At 58.8% G+C, this 16,849-nt stretch carries 17 protein-coding genes and 1 pseudogene; 10 read left to right on the forward strand and 8 right to left on the reverse strand.

The window, feature by feature from the left end; genetic code table 11:
- Positions 1-180 precede the first annotated feature (180 nt).
- From ettA to CH74_RS15915, 4 genes are all read right to left on the reverse strand, one after another.
- Positions 181-1,842, reverse strand: a complete 1,662-nt coding sequence (ettA, locus tag CH74_RS15900) for an energy-dependent translational throttle protein EttA (protein ID WP_048308503.1) — start codon at positions 1,840-1,842, stop codon at positions 181-183.
- Between the two features lie 137 nt (positions 1,843-1,979).
- On the reverse strand, positions 1,980-2,174 hold the full coding sequence (locus CH74_RS15905) for a PA3496 family putative envelope integrity protein (protein ID WP_048308504.1): 195 nt from the start codon (positions 2,172-2,174) through the stop codon (positions 1,980-1,982).
- A 103-nt stretch (positions 2,175-2,277) separates the two neighbouring features.
- Positions 2,278-2,709, reverse strand: a complete 432-nt coding sequence (locus CH74_RS15910) for a PAS domain-containing protein (protein WP_082140460.1) — start codon at positions 2,707-2,709, stop codon at positions 2,278-2,280.
- Between the two features lie 119 nt (positions 2,710-2,828).
- Positions 2,829-4,142 (reverse strand): MFS transporter, encoded by a 1,314-nt coding sequence (locus CH74_RS15915; RefSeq protein ID WP_048308506.1) that lies wholly within the window; start codon positions 4,140-4,142, stop codon positions 2,829-2,831.
- Between the two features lie 96 nt (positions 4,143-4,238).
- On the opposite strand from CH74_RS15915, the gene CH74_RS15920 reads away from it, so the two are divergent.
- The gene (locus tag CH74_RS15920; protein ID WP_048308507.1) at positions 4,239-4,508 is read left to right on the forward strand and encodes a SelT/SelW/SelH family protein; all 270 of its coding nucleotides are present in this window, start codon (positions 4,239-4,241) and stop codon (positions 4,506-4,508) included.
- Between the two features lie 5 nt (positions 4,509-4,513).
- On the opposite strand, the gene CH74_RS15925 is transcribed toward CH74_RS15920, so the two are convergent.
- Positions 4,514-5,536 (reverse strand): zinc transporter ZntB, encoded by a 1,023-nt coding sequence (locus CH74_RS15925; protein WP_048308508.1) that lies wholly within the window; start codon positions 5,534-5,536, stop codon positions 4,514-4,516.
- Between the two features lie 113 nt (positions 5,537-5,649).
- Here CH74_RS15925 and CH74_RS15930 point away from each other — a divergent pair, with 113 nt between their 5' ends.
- Positions 5,650-6,537, forward strand: coding sequence for a DMT family transporter (locus CH74_RS15930; protein WP_048308509.1), 888 nt, complete (start codon positions 5,650-5,652; stop codon positions 6,535-6,537).
- Positions 6,538-6,657: 120 nt separating this feature from the next.
- On the opposite strand, the gene CH74_RS15935 is transcribed toward CH74_RS15930, so the two are convergent.
- The 3 genes from CH74_RS15935 to CH74_RS15945 all read right to left on the reverse strand — a co-directional run bounded on the left by CH74_RS15935 (position 6,658) and on the right by CH74_RS15945 (position 7,999).
- Positions 6,658-7,005 carry a type II toxin-antitoxin system RelE/ParE family toxin gene (locus CH74_RS15935; protein WP_048308510.1) on the reverse strand — a complete coding sequence of 116 codons (348 nt, stop codon included), beginning with the start codon at positions 7,003-7,005 and terminating at the stop codon, positions 6,658-6,660.
- Positions 7,002-7,265 carry a type II toxin-antitoxin system Phd/YefM family antitoxin gene (locus tag CH74_RS15940; protein WP_048308511.1) on the reverse strand — a complete coding sequence of 88 codons (264 nt, stop codon included), beginning with the start codon at positions 7,263-7,265 and terminating at the stop codon, positions 7,002-7,004. Before CH74_RS15940 ends, CH74_RS15935 begins: the two co-directional genes overlap by 4 nt.
- 62 nt (positions 7,266-7,327) lie before the next feature.
- Positions 7,328-7,999, reverse strand: coding sequence for an arylesterase (locus tag CH74_RS15945; protein WP_048308512.1), 672 nt, complete (start codon positions 7,997-7,999; stop codon positions 7,328-7,330).
- Here CH74_RS15945 and CH74_RS15950 point away from each other — a divergent pair.
- The 8 genes and pseudogenes from CH74_RS15950 (at position 7,998) to CH74_RS15980 (ending at position 16,823) form a co-directional block, all read left to right on the forward strand.
- Positions 7,998-8,714, forward strand: a complete 717-nt coding sequence (locus CH74_RS15950) for an ABC transporter ATP-binding protein (protein ID WP_048308513.1) — start codon at positions 7,998-8,000, stop codon at positions 8,712-8,714. The two genes, CH74_RS15945 and CH74_RS15950, sit on opposite strands and share 2 nt — an antisense overlap.
- A 32-nt stretch (positions 8,715-8,746) precedes the next feature.
- Positions 8,747-11,310: pseudogene (locus CH74_RS15955) on the forward strand (ABC transporter permease).
- A gap of 411 nt (positions 11,311-11,721) precedes the next feature.
- Positions 11,722-12,150: a DVU3141 family protein gene (locus tag CH74_RS15960; protein WP_053070801.1), complete on the forward strand. Its 429-nt coding sequence runs from the start codon at positions 11,722-11,724 to the stop codon at positions 12,148-12,150.
- A gap of 85 nt (positions 12,151-12,235) precedes the next feature.
- Positions 12,236-13,969, forward strand: coding sequence for a polysaccharide biosynthesis/export family protein (locus CH74_RS15965; protein WP_053070802.1), 1,734 nt, complete (start codon positions 12,236-12,238; stop codon positions 13,967-13,969).
- 196 nt (positions 13,970-14,165) lie between these two features.
- Positions 14,166-14,738, forward strand: coding sequence for an ABC transporter permease (locus tag CH74_RS15970; protein WP_367379132.1), 573 nt, complete (start codon positions 14,166-14,168; stop codon positions 14,736-14,738).
- Positions 14,738-14,995 carry an ABC transporter permease gene (locus tag CH74_RS20135; protein ID WP_367379133.1) on the forward strand — a complete coding sequence of 86 codons (258 nt, stop codon included), beginning with the start codon at positions 14,738-14,740 and terminating at the stop codon, positions 14,993-14,995. The genes CH74_RS15970 and CH74_RS20135 overlap by 1 nt, the downstream gene beginning before the upstream one ends.
- Complete coding sequence (locus CH74_RS15975; RefSeq protein WP_048308514.1) at positions 14,992-15,666, forward strand: ABC transporter ATP-binding protein; 675 nt, start codon at positions 14,992-14,994, stop codon at positions 15,664-15,666. Before CH74_RS20135 ends, CH74_RS15975 begins: the two co-directional genes overlap by 4 nt.
- 65 nt (positions 15,667-15,731) lie before the next feature.
- The gene (locus tag CH74_RS15980; RefSeq protein ID WP_048308515.1) at positions 15,732-16,823 is read left to right on the forward strand and encodes a chain-length determining protein; all 1,092 of its coding nucleotides are present in this window, start codon (positions 15,732-15,734) and stop codon (positions 16,821-16,823) included.
- The last annotated feature ends 26 nt before the right edge of the window (positions 16,824-16,849 follow it).

A 16,849-nucleotide genomic window follows, 5' to 3' on the forward strand; every position in this document is an offset into this window, starting at 1 on the left:
CTGCTGCGTTAGTCGTCGTTCATTTGGAATAACCAAATTTCTCTCCTCCTGCCTTGCCCTGAATAAAAACTGGCGCCAGCGCGGCCGTGAATGAAACGTCAACAGGCCCTAGGTAAAACAGGCCAGACAAACAGTTTAAACAAACGGTTCAGCAGTATCGTTCAGCCAACGTTATCGGCATTAGGCGTCAATACGCTTGTACTTCATGCGCTTCGGCGTGTCGTTACCGACCCGCTTTCTATGATCCGCTTCGTAGTGGCTGTAGTTGCCCTCGAAGAATACCACCTGAGAATCCCCTTCGTAGGCGAGAATGTGGGTAGCGATACGGTCCAGGAACCAGCGGTCGTGGGAAATCACCAAAGCGCAGCCGGGAAAGGCCAGTATGGCTTCTTCCAGGGCGCGCAGAGTCTCGATGTCCAGATCGTTGGATGGCTCGTCAAGCAGCAGCACGTTGGCGCCTTGCTTCAGGGTCTGAGCCAGCTGCAGTCGGCCACGCTCGCCGCCGGAAAGCTCCGACAGGCGTTTTTGCTGATCGTTGCCCTTGAAGTTGAAGCGCCCCACATAGGCCCGGGACGACACCTCGTAGCCATTGATGTTGAGCATGTCCTGGCCTTCGGACACCGCTTCCCACACGGTCTGCTTGTTATCGAGGCCGTCGCGCAGCTGTTCGACATAGGCGATCTGCACGGTGTCGCCGATGACGATTTCGCCTTCATCGGGCTGTTCGGTGCCGTTGATCATGCGAAACAGAGACGACTTACCGGCGCCGTTGCCACCAATGATGCCGACGATGGCGCCTTTTGGCACCTGGAACGATAGATGCTCGAACAGCAGTTTGTCATCGTAGCGTTTGCCCACGTCATGCAGTTCGATCACCTTGTCACCCAGACGTGGACCGGGCGGAATGTAGATCTCGTTGGTCTCGTTGCGCTTCTGGAAGTCGCCGGACTGCATTTCCTCGAAGCGATTGAGGCGCGCCTTGCTCTTGGCCTGGCGGCCCTTGGCGTTGCTGCGCACCCACTCGAGCTCGTCCTTGATGGCCTTTTGCCGGGAGGCTTCCTGTTTGGCTTCCTGGGCCAGGCGCTTCTCTTTGGCTTCGAGCCAGTCGGAATAGTTGCCTTCGAAAGGAATGCCCTGGCCGCGATCGAGTTCGAGAATCCAGCCCGCCACGTTGTCGAGAAAATAACGATCGTGGGTAATGGCCACCACGGTGCCCGGGTAGTCGTGCAAGAAGCGCTCGAGCCAAGCCACGGATTCTGCATCCAAATGGTTGGTAGGCTCGTCCAGCAACAGCATGTCCGGATTGGAAAGCAGCAGCCGGCATAGCGCCACCCGGCGACGCTCGCCCCCGGATAGCACGCCGACGTTGGCATCCCAAGGTGGAAGTCGCAGCGCTTCGGCGGCCACCTCGAGCTTGCGCTCCAGGTTGTGGGCATCAGAGGCTTCGATCAGGTTCTCCAGTCGAGCCTGTTCCGCAGCCAAGGCGTCAAAATCTGCATCCGGCTCTGCATAGGCGATATAGACGGCATCCAGCTGTTCCTGAGCCTTCTTGATTTCACCGACGGCTTCCTCGACGATGTCGCGCACGCTCTTGCTATCGTCAAGCTCTGGTTCCTGAGGCAGATAGCCGATGTTGAGGCCCGGCATTGGTCGAGCTTCGCCGTTATATTCGGTATCGACCCCTGCCATGATACGCAACAGCGTCGATTTGCCCGAGCCGTTGAGACCGAGAACGCCGATTTTGGCGCCGGGGAAAAAGGATAGCGAAATGTTCTTGAGAATCTCGCGCTTCGGGGGCACGACCTTGCCCACCCGATTCATGGTGTAGACGTATTGCGCCATGGAAATCCATTGCCATCATGTTGGGATTTAGGTGGCCTTGATGATAGTGGTCGCACTGAGGAAAGGCCAGTCCAGGATATGCACCAGCCGAGATGATCGAGCTGGCGCATTATAAAAATAGGGCGTGACGTAAAGCGTTATTCTTCTTCCAGGTCCCAGTCGTCTTCTATTGCCCGCTTCAATCGACGCTCTTCCAACAATGCTTCGACCTGGCGACGCAAACGCAGCGTGTCATTACGTGGACTCCGGGAGCGTTGATATTGCGCATCATTATCGGCTTCGTAACTATCTTGATCGTCGAATTGTTCGTCACTAAGCGTATCGTGGCTCATGTTCGACCCTCTGCCAGCGTTCTATATTGGATCTAGACACCTTGTTGGCTATATAGCGCTGGTTGGAGGTGATAACAAGCATTTCAGGAAAAAAACCAAAGTTTCATGAGTTTTGGCCGGCCTGCAGCGCAGCAAGTTTTTCCAGGGCTTCCATATGTCCGGTAACGTCCTTTTGCACTCCGACGAAATAGGTAAGCTGGTCTTGCTCATCGAACACCGGGGTAATCGACAGTTCGTTCCAGAAAAAGCTGCCATCCTTACGGTAGTTGCGCAACACTTCGCGGCAAGGCCGCTGATCGGCGATGGCTTGGCGAATGTTATCCAGGCCAGGCTGATCGTGATCTTCTTTTTGTAGGAAACGACAGTCTTGATAGAGAATCTCATCAGCGCTATAGCCGGTGAGGCGCTCGAATCCCTGATTGACGTAGATGAGAATGGTGTCGTCGCCCTCCTGCTCGGCGACCACGATGCCATCCTCGGATGCATCGATGATACGCTCCAGCAGTGCCGCGTCGATCATTGCAGGTCTTTTCATGCGATGGCGGTCCTGTAACGGATCATGGGAGGCGTCTGGTGCGCTGGCCCAGGGGCGCGCAAAGCCCTTGTCCGTCTATCATGGCCAGCCTTAGTAATGTTTTCAACGCTTTGTCGATACTATTCGACCTGTGGCAAGCGTTGCGCGGTGACAGAAGCGGCAAAAGCGCACAGGGAAAGTACCAACAACAAACCGGTACTGCCAAGCCATTGAGCCAACACACCAATGATAGCACCCACGATCAACATCAAGAGTCCGGTCAGCGTATTCGATAAAGCGACATAGAGTGCGCGGTCATCGCGACCCGCCATGTCCACCACATAGGTCTTGCGGCCAAGCCGAATGCCTGCGTGAGCGATGACCAGCACTCCATAAACCAGGGCGAAGGGCCAGATCGTTCGGGTCCAATCTCCCGGCATCCAGGCGATTCCCGCTGCCGTTAGACAGCAGAGCCCGGCCATGGCGCCGGCATCGCGCATCACCTTGTGACTCGAGATATCAGCCCGCTTGCCCCAGAACGGGCTTGCCAGCATGCTGGCAAGCCCTGAGATGACGATGAGTACGCCGAGGCCGCCCAGATCCTCGCCGCTTTGGCGTTGGCCAAGCAGCGCAATATAGGGCAGGGCAAGCGCGCTCGAGAGCAGCAGCGCCCGGGCCAGATTGAAATGCAGGAAGGTGCGATCCTGACGCAGCAGCTCAAGGCCTTGGCGAATACTGTCCCAGGCGTTTTCACCGCCTTCCGTGGCGCCTCGATCTTCGCGAATGGCGGCGGCGCAGGCCGCATTGATCGCCCAGCCTAAGGCGGCAATGGCCAGCAATATCGCCAGCACTGTCTCGCCGTGACGATCGTCAAACAGCATCAGTACACCGCCGGCAAGCAGGGTCATGGCACCGGCGACACTGCCGCTCCAACCCATCAGATTACCGCGGCGCTGTTTGGCAATGGTCTTGCCCAGTACATCCTTGGTGGCAATGGAAGAAAGCCCTCGCGCCAGCGAAAGCACGACCAGTACGATCAGCACCAGGGCACCCCCCAGGCCGCCACTGCCGGTCAGTGCCAGTAGCGCAAGCGCCCCTGCACAAAGCGCCTGAAGCACTCCGCCGATGACCCATACCCATTTGCGTTGGGGCATATGACGAATGAATCCGGCGATGAAGACCTGGGGCAGAAGAGAACCGGCTTCGCGAATGGGGACCAGCAGCCCCACCATCCACAGCGGGGCACCGATCACCCCGAGCAACCAGGGCAGTACCAACCGCGCGCTGGAGAACTCGTCCGCCAGCTTGTTGCCAAGGGATGCCGCGAGATGGCGAAAGAAATTGCCCGGCTGCTCGTTGCAGGCCTCGTCCGAAATGTCCTTGCACAGACGACTATCTTCATCGCCGGTCAGCCACTCGTAAAAACGGGACTGACTGATGGGGGTGCTGGCCATGCATGTCCTCCATGGAGCTGCCGACACGTATCGACACATTTGATCATCGACACATTGTTATGATGAGCCATTGTCACGTCATGAGAGGAGGTCAAAATGGCTCGAGTACGTATTCATTATTGCACGCAATGTCACTGGCTTCTTAGGGCAGGGTGGTATGCCCAGGAGCTTCTTTCCACCTTTGGTGAGGATCTTGCCGAAGTTGCCTTGGCCCCCAGTCATGGCGGCCATTTCGAAGTGCTGTTCGATGACCAGGTGATCTGGGAGCGCAAACGCGACGGGGGCTTTCCGGATATAAAAGAGCTCAAGCGTCGGGTACGCGACCGGCTTGATCCTGAGCGAGACCTGGGTCATATCGATCGCTAGGCTTCCTACCACCAGTGCTTGCGCTTGAGCAGCGCCATCACCGCGATGCCGATCGCCAGGGTGAGCGCAATGAATATCGTGAACGCGTAAGGATTCTCGGCCCCCGGAATACCGCCGACGTTGATGCCCAGCAGGCCGGTGAGAAAGCTCAAGGGGAGAAACACCGTGGTGACGATGGCCAGCATGTACATGCGCTCGTTGAGCTGTTCGTTGTGTTCGCTCCAGTACTGCTCCTGAAGGATATGGGCGCGCTCCTGCATGGCATTGAAGTCTTCGGTATAGCGTGAAAGCTGGTTGGCGCTTTCTCGCAGCGATACCTTGGTTTCCTCGTCGAGCCATAACGGACCCTGGGCCAGCTGCGCCAGGCAGTCGCGCTGAGGGCCCATGAAGCGGCGCAGGTTGATCAAGGAGCGACGAATCCGCGTCAAGTCGTCGCTGTCCACGTCTTCAGGATCGTTGAGCTGGGCTTCTTCCAGTTCCGCCAGACGCCCATCGAGCTGGTGAGTCACATCGCCCACTTGATCGACGAGTGTTTCCGTCAACCAGGCCGTCAGGTCTGGAATCGACTCGGCGCCGTCACCGCTGTCGATACGTTCGCGCACCACGCTGACCGCATGCAGCGGGCGCCGGCGCAAGGTGATCAGGCGCTTGGGGGTCATCCACACCCGCAGGGAGATCAAATCGTCTCGCGCCGCGCCAGGGTTGAAGTTGATGCCGCGCAAGGTAGTCACGACACCGCGACCGAAGCGCGCCACCCGCGGGCGCGTGTCTTCCTCGAGCAGCGCCTCGATGACCGCCTCGTCGAGTTCCGCAAGGGAGTGCAAATAGGTCATGACGTCGTCATGACGGAAATCCAGATGCAGCCAGAGTGCGGCTTCTTCACTGTGCCACACGGCGTGCAGCTGCGTGTCGTCGAGTATGCGGCCGCCGCCGGTACCATTTAGTTGATAGGCAGTAACGAAGGCGCTGATCTTCTCGGGGGGCGCGTCGGGGGAGGACGGCGGCAGGCTATTGCGAGTTGCCTCCATGCCAGAGTTCCTTAACAAAATTCAGTTGTTCGATGATCGCCATGCTCGTCTAAGCGACGCAGGGCGGTTAGGGTGGTTACCTTAGCGTAAACGCACATGGGATAGGAGTAGGCATGACTCAGGATCGGCAAGCGATGCTCTACGGCGTGGCCGCGGTGGCGTTATGGTCCACGGTGGCGACCGCCTTCAAGCTGGCCTTGGCGAGCATGACGCCGGTGGAGCTGATCTGGATCGCGGCGCTGGTCTCCTGGTTGCTGATCGGTGCGTTGGTGGTCAAGCGAGGACAGCTTGGCCTGGCCTTGCGCAAAGGCTGGCGTACCGCGCTGTGGGCCGGGCTGATGAATCCGGTGGCCTACTATCTGGTGCTGTTCGCTGCCTACGACCGATTGCCGGGTCAGGAGGCCATGGCACTGAACTATACCTGGGCGCTGGCCATGGGCTTTCTCGCCGTGCCGATTCTCGGTCAGCGTCTGACCCGCATGGATATTCTTGCCGGATTGATCGCCTACGCCGGCGTCTGGGTCATTGCCACTCGTGGCGCGGTATTCGAGGTGGCCTTCGCCGATCCGCTGGGGGTCGGGTTCGCCCTGGCCTCGACGCTGCTCTGGGCGCTGTATTGGTTGTTCAACGCCAAGGATCATCGAGAGCCCTTGGTGGCCCAGTGGCAGAACTTCAGCGTGGGCCTGCCGATTCTGACGCTGCTCGTGCTCATCGGGCCGGGGTTTACCTGGCACGGCTGGAGTAGTCTGGGGGCGGGCATCTATGTCGGGCTATTCGAGATGGGCATCGCCTTCGTGCTGTGGCAGATGGCGGTCCAGCAGATATCGCGCACCGCCAAGGTCTCCAACCTAATTTTTCTGTCGCCGCCGGTATCGCTATTGCTTCTGCACTTCATCGTAGGTGAGCCCATCCTCGCCTCGACTCTGATCGGGCTTGTGCTGATTCTCGGTGGGCTGGGGTTGCAGCAGTTGCAGAAGGCGCCCGCGCCGGCTTCGGCGTGATTTTTGTAGGAGATCACTTTAGTGAGCGATGGTGGTCTGGCTATCGCCCGATAAATCAGGCTCCTACTAAACCCGGTGCGGCTGCTTACGTGTAGAAGCTCGCTTCAGCGAGCGAGGGTGTCATTTGAGTATCTGATACTGAAACAATAGCTGCTTGAGATCCTGGCGCTGATGGACGAACAGATAAATGGAGACGGCATGGGTCTCCGGCCAGATGCGGTAAACGACACGGTAATTGTCGATCGGCAGCTCGCGGTAGTCATTGGTACCAAGCTCCGCTGCCTGTCGGCAGATCGCATAGGTATCGGCGCGCTGTGCCAATGGTGAAACGGCTGTATCAGCTAAACTCAGGGTATAGGTGTGGGCCTTGTCTAGCGGCATTTCGAGATGATCGATAAGAAAATAGCGGCAATTACGTAGGGATTGTAGAGCCGTATTCTCGAAGGTGACCGCACTTGTTCGAGTCAAATGGGTTCGCCTCGTTCGGCTGCATGATCTTCTTTGAGCTTGGCCTTGAACTCCTCGGCGCTCATGGTCATGCCGGCTTCGCGGCTGCGTTCACCCAGGCTCAGGAGCTTGAGCAGAGCGAGGCCCTGTTCGCGACGTTCATGAGCGGCATAGGATTCCACCACATAGGTCGGCTTGCCATTCTGGGTGATGATCAGCGGCTCCCGAACATCCAGGGTGGCAGCATTCTGTTTCAGGTAACTGATGGTTTCGATACGCATAGGATTCATCTCATCAAGTGGTGGACCAAGTTTAGTCCATCAATGGACCACTGGCGAGCCGGTCAATGGCTTGCAACCCGTTCCTGTGCCTTTTCTGGCAACAGCGCTTCCAGCTTGGGCCAGACGTTCTCGAGCATACGGGGCTGAGCCTCGGCGGTAGGATGAATGCCGTCGTCCTGCATGAGGTCATCCTCTAGCGCAATACCCTCGAGAAGAAAGGGCACCAGAGGTACGTCGTACTGTTCGGCCAGATCATGGTAGACCGTCTTGAAGGCCTGGGTGTAAGCCTGGCCATAATTGGGCGGTATCTCGATGCCCACCAGCAGCACCTTGGCATCGATCTTTTTACTGGCTTCGATCATGGTGGAAAGATTATGGCGCATCTGCTTGGGGGGCAGACCGCGCAGGCCATCGTTTCCCCCCAGCTCGATCAGAACGATGTCCGGGCCATGTTGTCTGAGTAGCTCATGCAGACGGGACACGCCGCCAGACGTGGTCTCGCCGCTGATGCTGGCATTGACGACCTTGACTTCATCACCCAGGCGCTGGCTCAGTAGACTGACCCAGCCGGCCTGACGCTCGATACCATAGGCAGCGCTAAGGCTATCCCCCATGACCAGCAGGGTCGTGTTGGCAGCATTTGCCAGGCCCGCCCATAGCGGTAGTAATAACAGCAGCGCCACCATCAGGCTTTTGTTCAGGAACCGTTTAACCACAGGGAAAGCGTGCATCATGTCCAACTCCCAAACGCGTGAAATGAGTGCAATTCTACATGCCAAAGGTCTTGGCAAGCAGGTTGTCAGTGGCGAACGCCGGCTGGATATCTTAAGTAATCTTGATCTCGAGGTGTTCCCCGGTGAGAGCGTGGCGATTCTGGGAAGTTCCGGCGCCGGCAAGTCCACGCTGCTGGGCTTGTTGGCGGGGCTCGATATCCCCACCAGCGGCGAGCTCGATCTGTTTGGACAGTCGTTGAAGGAACTCGATGAGGATGGTCGCGCGGGACTGCGGGCCGGGCGGGTCGGTTTCGTGTTTCAGAATTTCCAGCTGCTGCCGACCCTGACCGCGTTGGAGAACGTATTGCTGCCCCTGGAACTGTTGCCGGGAAGCGATCATCAGATCAGAGGCCGAGAATGGCTGACTCGAGTGGGGTTGGGGGAGCGCATGGATCATTTGCCCAAGCAGCTCTCTGGCGGTGAGCAGCAGCGGGTCGCGGTCGCCCGCGCCTTCGTTACCAGCCCGGAACTGGTATTCGCCGATGAGCCCACGGGTAATCTGGATCGCGGTACCGGTGGAAAGGTCATCGATCTATTGTTCGAACTCAACCGTGAAGCAGGCACCACCCTGGTGCTGGTCACTCATGATCATCACCTGGCCCGGCGCTGCGATCGTTGTCTCAAGCTCGATGCTGGCCACCTGACCGTCCTGGATCGGGACGAGGTAGAAGCATGAGCAACGAAATGAGCAGAAATGCCGGTTCAGAAATGAAGGGTGCTGTAAGCAAAGAGGAAAAAGGCGGGGCGAGCTTATTGAGGCTGTCCTTGAAAGGTTTGAAGCGGGACCTGCGCGCAAGCGATGTGCGTGCCTTGTTCGTGGCCCTGGCGCTGGCGGTGGCGGCCTCCACCATGATCGGCTTTTTTCTTGATCGTCTCGATCGCGGCTTGACCCGGCAGGCAGGCCAACTAGTGGGAGGCGATATCAAGCTCGAGCAGAGCAAACCCTTCGACGAGGATCTGCGCCAACAGTTTGAAGACGCGGGCCTGGTGTTGGCGGATCAGGTCGATCTGGTGTCGATGGCCAGTCGCGACGATTCGTTTCAGCCGGCAAGCCTCAAGGTAGTGGATGAGGCCTATCCACTGTATGGCAAGGTGCTGGTAGATATGGGCGAAGGCGTCGAGGAGCTGGCCCAGGGCCCGGCGCCGGGCAATGCCTGGATCGCGCCACGCCTGGCGCAGTTGCTGAACATCGAAATCGGCGAGTCGTTTCAGCTGGGTCAGATGCAGCTGACGGTGAGCGGGCTGATCGAGCGCGAGCCGGATCAATCCGCCGGGTTCGGCAGCTTCAACCCGCGCTTGATGATGCACATCGACGATCTCGACGCCACCGGACTGGTGCGTCCGGGTTCCCGGATCGAGTATGAGCTGTTGGCCAAGGGGCCGCCGGAGGCGGTGGCCAGGGTCGAGGATCTGCTGGCCCAGCTGGAACAGCAGGGCGTTGAAGTCGAGGACGTGCGCGAGGATCGCCCCCAGCTTGGCAACGCCCTGGAGCGAGCGGAGAAATATTTGAGTCTGGCGGGTTTGGCGGCGGTGCTGCTGGCTGGCGTGGCGGTGGCCATGGCAACGAGGCGCTATGTGGATCGGCACCTGGACACCGCCGCCTTGCTGCGCTGCTTCGGGGCCTCCCAGCGCCAGTTGACCCAGCTCTTCGCCCTGCAGCTCTTGTGGCTGGCGCTCTCCGCCTCGGTCATCGGCGCATTGCTAGGGCTGGCAGGGCAGGCGGGACTGCTTTCATTGCTGATGCGTTTTCTACCCCTGGAATTGCCGCCCCCGGGCATACTGCCGCTATTACTTGGCATCTTGACCGCCCTTGCAGTGCTGGTGGGCTTTGCCGGCCCGACCCTGCTGCGCTTGAAACAGGTCAGTGCGCTCAAGGTGCTGCGTCGTGAACTCGATCCCTTGCCGGCCTCCGCCTGGCTGGTGGTCGGTGTCGCGAGCCTGGTGTTCGGCGGCCTTCTGTGGCTCTATTCCGGCGATTTCATGCTCTCCCTTGGCTTGTTGCTGGGGGGGCTGGTTGCCTTGGTGCTGCTATGGGCATTGGGCTGGCTGCTGCTGGGGCTGGTATTGCGTCTGGCCGGGCGTTTCGGCAATGGGGCAAGCGGCGGTGCCCAGGCTCTCAGGCTGGGCGCGCGGCAATTGGCGCGACGGCGCCAGGCCAGTCTCGGTCAACTGCTGGCCTTCGCGGTGACCTTCGCCGCCATGGCCATCATCACCCTGGTGCGGGGCGATCTGTTGACCACCTGGCAGGCGCAGCTGCCCGAGGACACGCCGAACTATTTCGCCATCAACATTCAGGCCGGCGAGCGCGAAGGCTTCATCGACATCCTCGGGGACGCGGCGGATACCCGAAGCGCCCTGTATCCCATGGTGCGTGGACGCATCGTGGCGATCAACGGTCAGCCGCCCCGGGAGGTCGTGCCCGCGGAGAGCCGCGGTGACAACGCCCTGCGTCGGGAACTCAATCTGACTTGGCAGGATGAAGTGCCGGAAGGCAATCGTATTCTCGAGGGGCAATGGTTTGCTCGAAATGCCGCAGCTTCCTCCGACAACGATCAGCCCGTGCCAATTTCCATGGAGAGCGGCCTTGCCGGACGTTTCGGGATTTCGCTTGGCGATACTCTGACCTTCTCCATTGGCGGGTCCGACGTCACCGGCGAAATCACCAGTCTGCGGGAGGTCGATTGGGACAGCTTTTGGCCCAATTTCTACGTGGTCTTTCCTCCGGAGACCTTGGAACGCTTTGGCCACAGCTATATCACCGCCTTTCACGTGGCGGATGGCAGCAATGTGCCGGGCAAACTGGTATCCGCCTTTCCCGGAGTATCATTGATCAACGTCGAGGCCATTCTCGGCCGGGTTCGGGAGCTGTTGTCCCAGGTGACCCGGGCGGTGGAGTTCGTATTGGCCTTCGTGCTGCTGGCCGGGGTGAGCGTGCTTTATGCCGCCCTGACCGCCAGCCATACGCTGCGCACCCACGAAAGCGGCCTGCTGCGGGTATTCGGCGCCGGCGATCGGTTGATTTCCCGGGTTCAGGGGGTTGAGTTTGCGCTGCTGGGATTTACCAGCGGCCTGATGGGCGCCTTGCTCGCGGAAGCCGCCGCCGCCGGGGTGTATATCGCTGGCTGGAGCTGGCGCCGCGAGTACACTGGTTGATGTGGTTGATTCTGCCCATTGGCGGGGCCTTGCTCATCGGCCTCATCGGGCATGCGCTGTCCCGGAGCGTGCGTCGTCAGACACCGATGGCAAGTCTGGGGCTGCTGGGTGAGGCGTGATCTCGTCTGGTAACCGCTAAAACCATCCTTTCTCACTGAAGAGAATCCTTACCCAAGGCGCAATGCACCCCATTGCGCCTTGTCGAATCGCTCATTTCATTTTGTTGCACTTTCCCCCACCCACGCCTGAAAGCGTGCGGCGCCAAGCACTTATGTCCAGGCTAAGTCTATTGAATGAAACTAAGCCTATTAGGTGAGCATCGAGGCTAGTTTTATAACCCCCTTTACCATAATATGCTCCCCACCAAGCGCCCTATAAAGTTTTATTCTTTTAGTTAATTCGATGTTTAAAAAAGCAGTGCACAGAAGGGCTGTGCGTGTCCGACGCCCATAGCAGTGTCCTGCGGCAGGATCGCGGCGGGTGACCAAACCACCCGGTAAATTTCACAAGCAAGTAAACCAGTGAGACGCATGACATTAAACAACGCACCTTCCCCGGGTCGTGCCATGACCGGTTTGCGACTCGCTTTTGCCTCGTTGTGTCTGATGACGCTCGCGGGTTGCGCCGCTCAAGGCTCCATGAGCAATGGCGCTCAGAATATTGCCTCGATGCGCGGGGGAACCGCCGTTGACCCCACTCTTGATCAGTTCCTCGAGACCGCTTCTCCCGGCCGTGTGATTCAGCTTCAGCAAAGTCCCTGGGGCAGCAGTGTCGAAGTGACGGCAGAAGAGCGCTACTACGCCGCCAGTGGCCGCACCTGCGTGCATCTGCGCGTCATGAGGCAAGCATCCGCCGCCTTACCCCAGGCACAGCTGGCTTGTCGAGATGAGGACCAGGGCTGGTTCACTCAACGCCTGGTCACCGAAGCGCTCGAAAGCGGCAGCCGTGGGTTGCAATAACGCACCATCATCCGGCGCAAGCCGTGACCCAGGACCAGGTCGTCCATAACGGTCAAGCAGGATCCAGCACATCCAAGAGGACCCCATGTCACAAGCCAGATCTTTTCTCCGGGCCGGGTGTCTGGTGGCGGTAGCGTGTTTCAGCGCCGCGACCGCTCATGCCCAGGCCATCGGTGCCGGCAACGGTATTCTGCCCGAGTCCGAACAGGCTCAAGCCGTTCCTGAGAAAACCCAGGAAGGGGAGGGTGTCGATGCCGCTCCTCGCGCCGACTGGCGTAGCGGCACCTACGGGCCGGCCCCTACGCCAAGCGCCGGTCCCCTGGACCCGGATGAGCTGCCGCCATTCGGCGTCAATTTGTTCAGTGGCGGTTTTCGCGGGGTAATGGCGGATGGTCTCAACTCGGACTACACCATCAAGCCCGGTGATCAGGTCACCCTGCGAGTGTGGGGCGGGGTCGAGATGGACAAGGTGCTGCCGGTGGATGCCCAAGGCAATATCTTCCTGCCCGGTATCGGCCCGCTGAATGTGCAAGGCACCTCCAATGCAGGGCTCAACGTCAAGGTACGCAACGCCATTCAATCCGTCTATCCGGAAAACGTCAGCGTCTACACCAACCTGCAGGGTGTGCAACCCGTCGGTGTCTTCGTGACCGGTTACGTGGAAAACCCGGGCCGCTACGCGGGCACGCCCAGCGATTCGCTGCTGTACTTTCTCGATCAAGCCGGGGGGATCGATCGCGCCCTTGGCAGCTACCGGCACATCCTCATCAAGCGCAACGGCAAGGTGATCGACAGCGTCGATCTCTATGATTTTCTGCTCGAAGGCACGATTCCTCGGCCGCAGTTTCGTGATGGCGACACCATCGTCGTCAAGGAACGAGGACCCGCGATCAGCGTCGTCGGTGACGTACAGAAGAACTATCGCTACGAACTGCTGGGCGATCGCCTGACCGGCGGGGATGTGATCGAACTGGCACGCTTGAAAGCCGGTGTATCCCATGTGCTGCTGCGCGGCAGCCGTGCGGTCGGGCCAATCTCCCGCTATCTGCCGTTGAACGAATTTCGCAGCGCCGAGGTGCGCCGTGGCGACGAGGTGCTGTTCAGCGCCGATCAGCGCGATGAGAGCATCGTCGTTCAGCTGGAAGGCAGCTATTACGGTGCCTCGCGCTACGCGCTGCCACGCAACGCCCACCTGGGTGAACTGCTCAACGCCGTGGGTGTTCCCGAGGAAATGACCGATACCCAGAGTGTTTCGATTCGCCGTGAAAGCGTGGCGCAGCGACAAGCCGAATCTCTCAAGGAGAGCTTACGTCGTCTGCAGACCACGTATCTTGGCGCCTCCTCACAAACCACGGAAGAGGCCAAGATTCGCGTCGAGGAAGCCAAGCTGATTCAGAATTTCGTGGCCAAGGCCTCCCAGGTAGAGCCTACCGGGCGCCTGGTGGTGGCCAGAGACGACGGTCAGATTGCCGATATCCGTCTTCAAGATGGCGACGTGATAACCATTCCCGAGCAAAGCGATTCACTGCTAATCAGTGGCGAGGTCGTGGTACCCCAGGCGATGGTCTATACCGGCAGCATGAGCGTATGGGACTACATCGATAACGCTGGCGGTTTCACGCCCCGTGCCGATGACGACCAGATTCTCGTGGTACGCCGCAACGGCGCGGTAAGCCGAGCCGAAGACGTCGATCTGCGTGCCGGTGACGAGATTCTAGTGCTCCCCGCCGTGCCTACCAAGAATCTCGAACTGGCCACCAGCATCACCCAGATCCTGTATCAAATCGCCGTAGCCACCAAAGTCGCCATCGATTTGTAAACCGCAAACCATCCCTCGCTGAAGCGAGTTCCTGCAGCCAGTCGAAATCGCTGGTTTCGGTAGGAGCTCGATTTATCGGGCGATGGTCGATGTACCCATCTGGTTATCGCTCGCTGAAGCGAGTTCCTATAGCCAGCCGAAATCGCTGGTTTTGGTAGGAGCCCGATTTATCGGGCGATCGTAAATCTGGTTTCCTATGTCTGATTCAACCTCTTCCTCTACTTCTAGGGCCGGCGCGCTCCCCAACCGGACATCCTGGCGTGTCGCCTGGAGTGTCTGGTACGCCCTGTTCATGCGCGAGGCCATCTCGCGCACCATGGCGGATCGCATGGCCTGGTTCTGGATGATTTTCGAGCCCATCGCCTTCATCGGGGTGATGGTGGCGGTGCGTTCCCTGGTGATGGGGGGAGGGCGCCACGTCGCCGGTGCCGACTTCATCCCTTGGCTGGTGGTTGGTCTGCTGGGCTTCTTCCTGTTTCGCGAGAACATGATGCGTGCCATCGGCGCGGTGGATGCCAACAAGGGGTTGTTCGCCTATCGTCAGGTCAAGCCCGTCGATCCCGTGCTGGTACGCGCCTTTCTGGAAGGCATGCTCAAGAGTTTCATTTTTCTGCTATTCATTGCGGCGGGCAGCCTGCTGAAGTTCGATCTGGTGCCGGCGTATCCCCTTGGCGCCATACTCGACTGGCTCTCACTGTGGGCCCTGGGCCTTGGTGCGGGGCTTACGGTTTCCGCCGCGGCTGCCTGGTGCCGGAGATCGGACGAATAGTGCGCATCATCACGTTGCCACTGTTGATCCTCTCCGGCGTCATATTCCCGATCAACTACATCCCCCACGAGTTTCGTCAGTACGTCCTGTGGAACCCCATCGTGCATGGTCTGGAAAGCATGCGGCTAAGCTTTTTCGAGGGTTATCACACCCTCGATGGCATCGACATGACCTATCTGTGGCTATGGGCACTGGGGTTGATGACCCTGGGCCTGATGCTGCACGTGCGTTTTGCCGGGAGGTTGAAGGCGCAATGATCGAGATTCAACATCTCTACAAGCGTTATCACAATCATCATGGCAGCAACTGGGTGCTACGGGACGTCAATCTCGAGATTCCTCGCGGTGTCAGCGTCGGCCTGGTCGGCCGCAATGGCGCCGGCAAATCGACGCTGCTGCGCCTGATTGGAGGCATGGACAGTCAGGACAAAGGCAGGATCGTACGTAACTGCCGGATTTCCTGGCCAATCGGTCTGGCAGGCGGCTTTCAAGGCTCCATGACCGGACGCCAGAACGTCAAGTTCGTGGCTCGCGTGCACGGCGCCGGCCCTCAGGTATCCGAGGTCATTCGTCGCGTGGAGGAGTTTGCCGAGATTGGCGCTGCGTTTGATGAGCCAGTGAAAACCTACTCCTCGGGCATGCGCTCCCGGCTGTCTTTCGGTCTCTCGCTTGCCTTTGATTTCGATGTCTATCTTTCCGACGAAGCCACCTCCGTGGGCGATCGCGCCTTCAAGGCCAAAGCCACCAAGGCCTTCAAGGACAAGGTAGGACAAGCCAGTTTGATCATGGTCTCTCATAGCGAAGGCATTCTGCGGGATCTCTGCCAGGCAGGCATCTTCCTCCATCAGGGGCAGGCTCAGTGGTTCGACGATATCGAGGACGCCATCGCCGCCTACCACGCCAGCACCGACAAGCCAAAGCGCTCCTAGCGAAAGCATCGCGAAAGCAATTCTCGGCTCAATAGACTCAAGTATCTTCAAGGTATGTCATTTTCATGAAGGCAATTTTCAAGCAATACCCTCACTGGCTGATATGTCTGCTGGCTATTCTGCTAGTGTCCTTTTATTGGACGTTCTGGGCCAGCGATCGCTATGTGTCTCATGCCAATGTGGTGCTGGAGAGCCCTCAGATATCGGCGCCGGACATCAGCTTCAGCTCACTGCTCTCCGGCAGCGCCGGCGGCAATACGGCGGACATGCTGCTCCTGCGGGATTACTTGCTGTCTATCGACATGCTCAAGTTTCTGGTGGACAACGCAAACTTTCGCCAGCACTACGCCGATTCAGGTGCGGATCTCATCAGTGAGCTGGGGTCTTCGGATGCGCCCTTGGAAAAACTCCATGACTACTACCTGAAACGCGTCTTCGTCGAGTTGGACGATTACGCCAAGGTATTGCGTATCGATGTCGAAGCCTTTACCTCCGAGAAGGCGAATGAAATCGCCGAGTTTTTGCTGGCGGAGGGCGAGCGCCACATGAACCAAATGGGTCAGCGCCTGGCCCAGGAGCAAGTCGAGTTCCTCGAAAAACAGGTCAAGGTCCTCGAGGAGAACTTCAAGGAGACGCGCAATGCGCTCCTCGAATATCAGAACGAAAATGGACTGGTGTCGCCCACCGGCACAGTTGAAAGTCTTAATTCCGTGGTCTCCACGCTACAGGGCCAGTTGGCACTGTTGAAAGCGCGCAAGAGTGCGCTTGGCAGCTATCAAAGCGTTCGCTCCTCGGAGATCATCCGCATCAACAGCGAAATTAGCGCGATCAAAAACCAGATCGAAGAAGAAAACGGCCGCCTGGCGGGGCAGGAGGGCAATACGCTCAACGCCGTGTCATCCGAGTATCAAACCCTGGAGCTGCGGGCCAAGTTCGCTCAGGAAAGTTATTCCGGCGCCCTGGCGGCACTGGAAAATACCCGCATCGAAGCAGCGCGCAAACTCAAGCAGGTCTCGGTACTGCAATCCCCCACGCTACCCCAATACCCCGAGAAACCCGATCGTCTGTATAACATCGTGGTCTTCACCATCATCGCGCTATTCATCACGCTGATCGTCAACATGCTGGTGCTGATCGTTAAAGATCACCGGGACTGATCTTCCAGAATTAGAAATTCTCGTCG

Source organism: Halomonas sp. PR-M31, from assembly GCF_001039575.1.
Lineage (GTDB): Bacteria > Pseudomonadota > Gammaproteobacteria > Pseudomonadales > Halomonadaceae > Modicisalibacter.

Coding starts and splice junctions, on each gene's coding strand:
- ettA (WP_048308503.1), bottom strand. CDS start 1,842: ATGGCGCAATACGTCTACACCATGAATCGGGTGGGCAAGGTCGTGCCC.
- CH74_RS15905 (WP_048308504.1), bottom strand. CDS start 2,174: ATGAGCCACGATACGCTTAGTGACGAACAATTCGACGATCAAGATAGT.
- CH74_RS15910 (WP_082140460.1), bottom strand. CDS start 2,709: ATGAAAAGACCTGCAATGATCGACGCGGCACTGCTGGAGCGTATCATC.
- CH74_RS15915 (WP_048308506.1), bottom strand. CDS start 4,142: ATGGCCAGCACCCCCATCAGTCAGTCCCGTTTTTACGAGTGGCTGACC.
- CH74_RS15920 (WP_048308507.1), top strand. CDS start 4,239: ATGGCTCGAGTACGTATTCATTATTGCACGCAATGTCACTGGCTTCTT.
- CH74_RS15925 (WP_048308508.1), bottom strand. CDS start 5,536: ATGGAGGCAACTCGCAATAGCCTGCCGCCGTCCTCCCCCGACGCGCCC.
- CH74_RS15930 (WP_048308509.1), top strand. CDS start 5,650: ATGACTCAGGATCGGCAAGCGATGCTCTACGGCGTGGCCGCGGTGGCG.
- CH74_RS15940 (WP_048308511.1), bottom strand. CDS start 7,265: ATGCGTATCGAAACCATCAGTTACCTGAAACAGAATGCTGCCACCCTG.
- CH74_RS15950 (WP_048308513.1), top strand. CDS start 7,998: ATGTCCAACTCCCAAACGCGTGAAATGAGTGCAATTCTACATGCCAAA.
- CH74_RS15945 (WP_048308512.1), bottom strand. CDS start 7,999: ATGATGCACGCTTTCCCTGTGGTTAAACGGTTCCTGAACAAAAGCCTG.
- CH74_RS15960 (WP_053070801.1), top strand. CDS start 11,722: ATGACATTAAACAACGCACCTTCCCCGGGTCGTGCCATGACCGGTTTG.
- CH74_RS15965 (WP_053070802.1), top strand. CDS start 12,236: ATGTCACAAGCCAGATCTTTTCTCCGGGCCGGGTGTCTGGTGGCGGTA.
- CH74_RS15970 (WP_367379132.1), top strand. CDS start 14,166: ATGTCTGATTCAACCTCTTCCTCTACTTCTAGGGCCGGCGCGCTCCCC.
- CH74_RS15975 (WP_048308514.1), top strand. CDS start 14,992: ATGATCGAGATTCAACATCTCTACAAGCGTTATCACAATCATCATGGC.
- CH74_RS15980 (WP_048308515.1), top strand. CDS start 15,732: ATGAAGGCAATTTTCAAGCAATACCCTCACTGGCTGATATGTCTGCTG.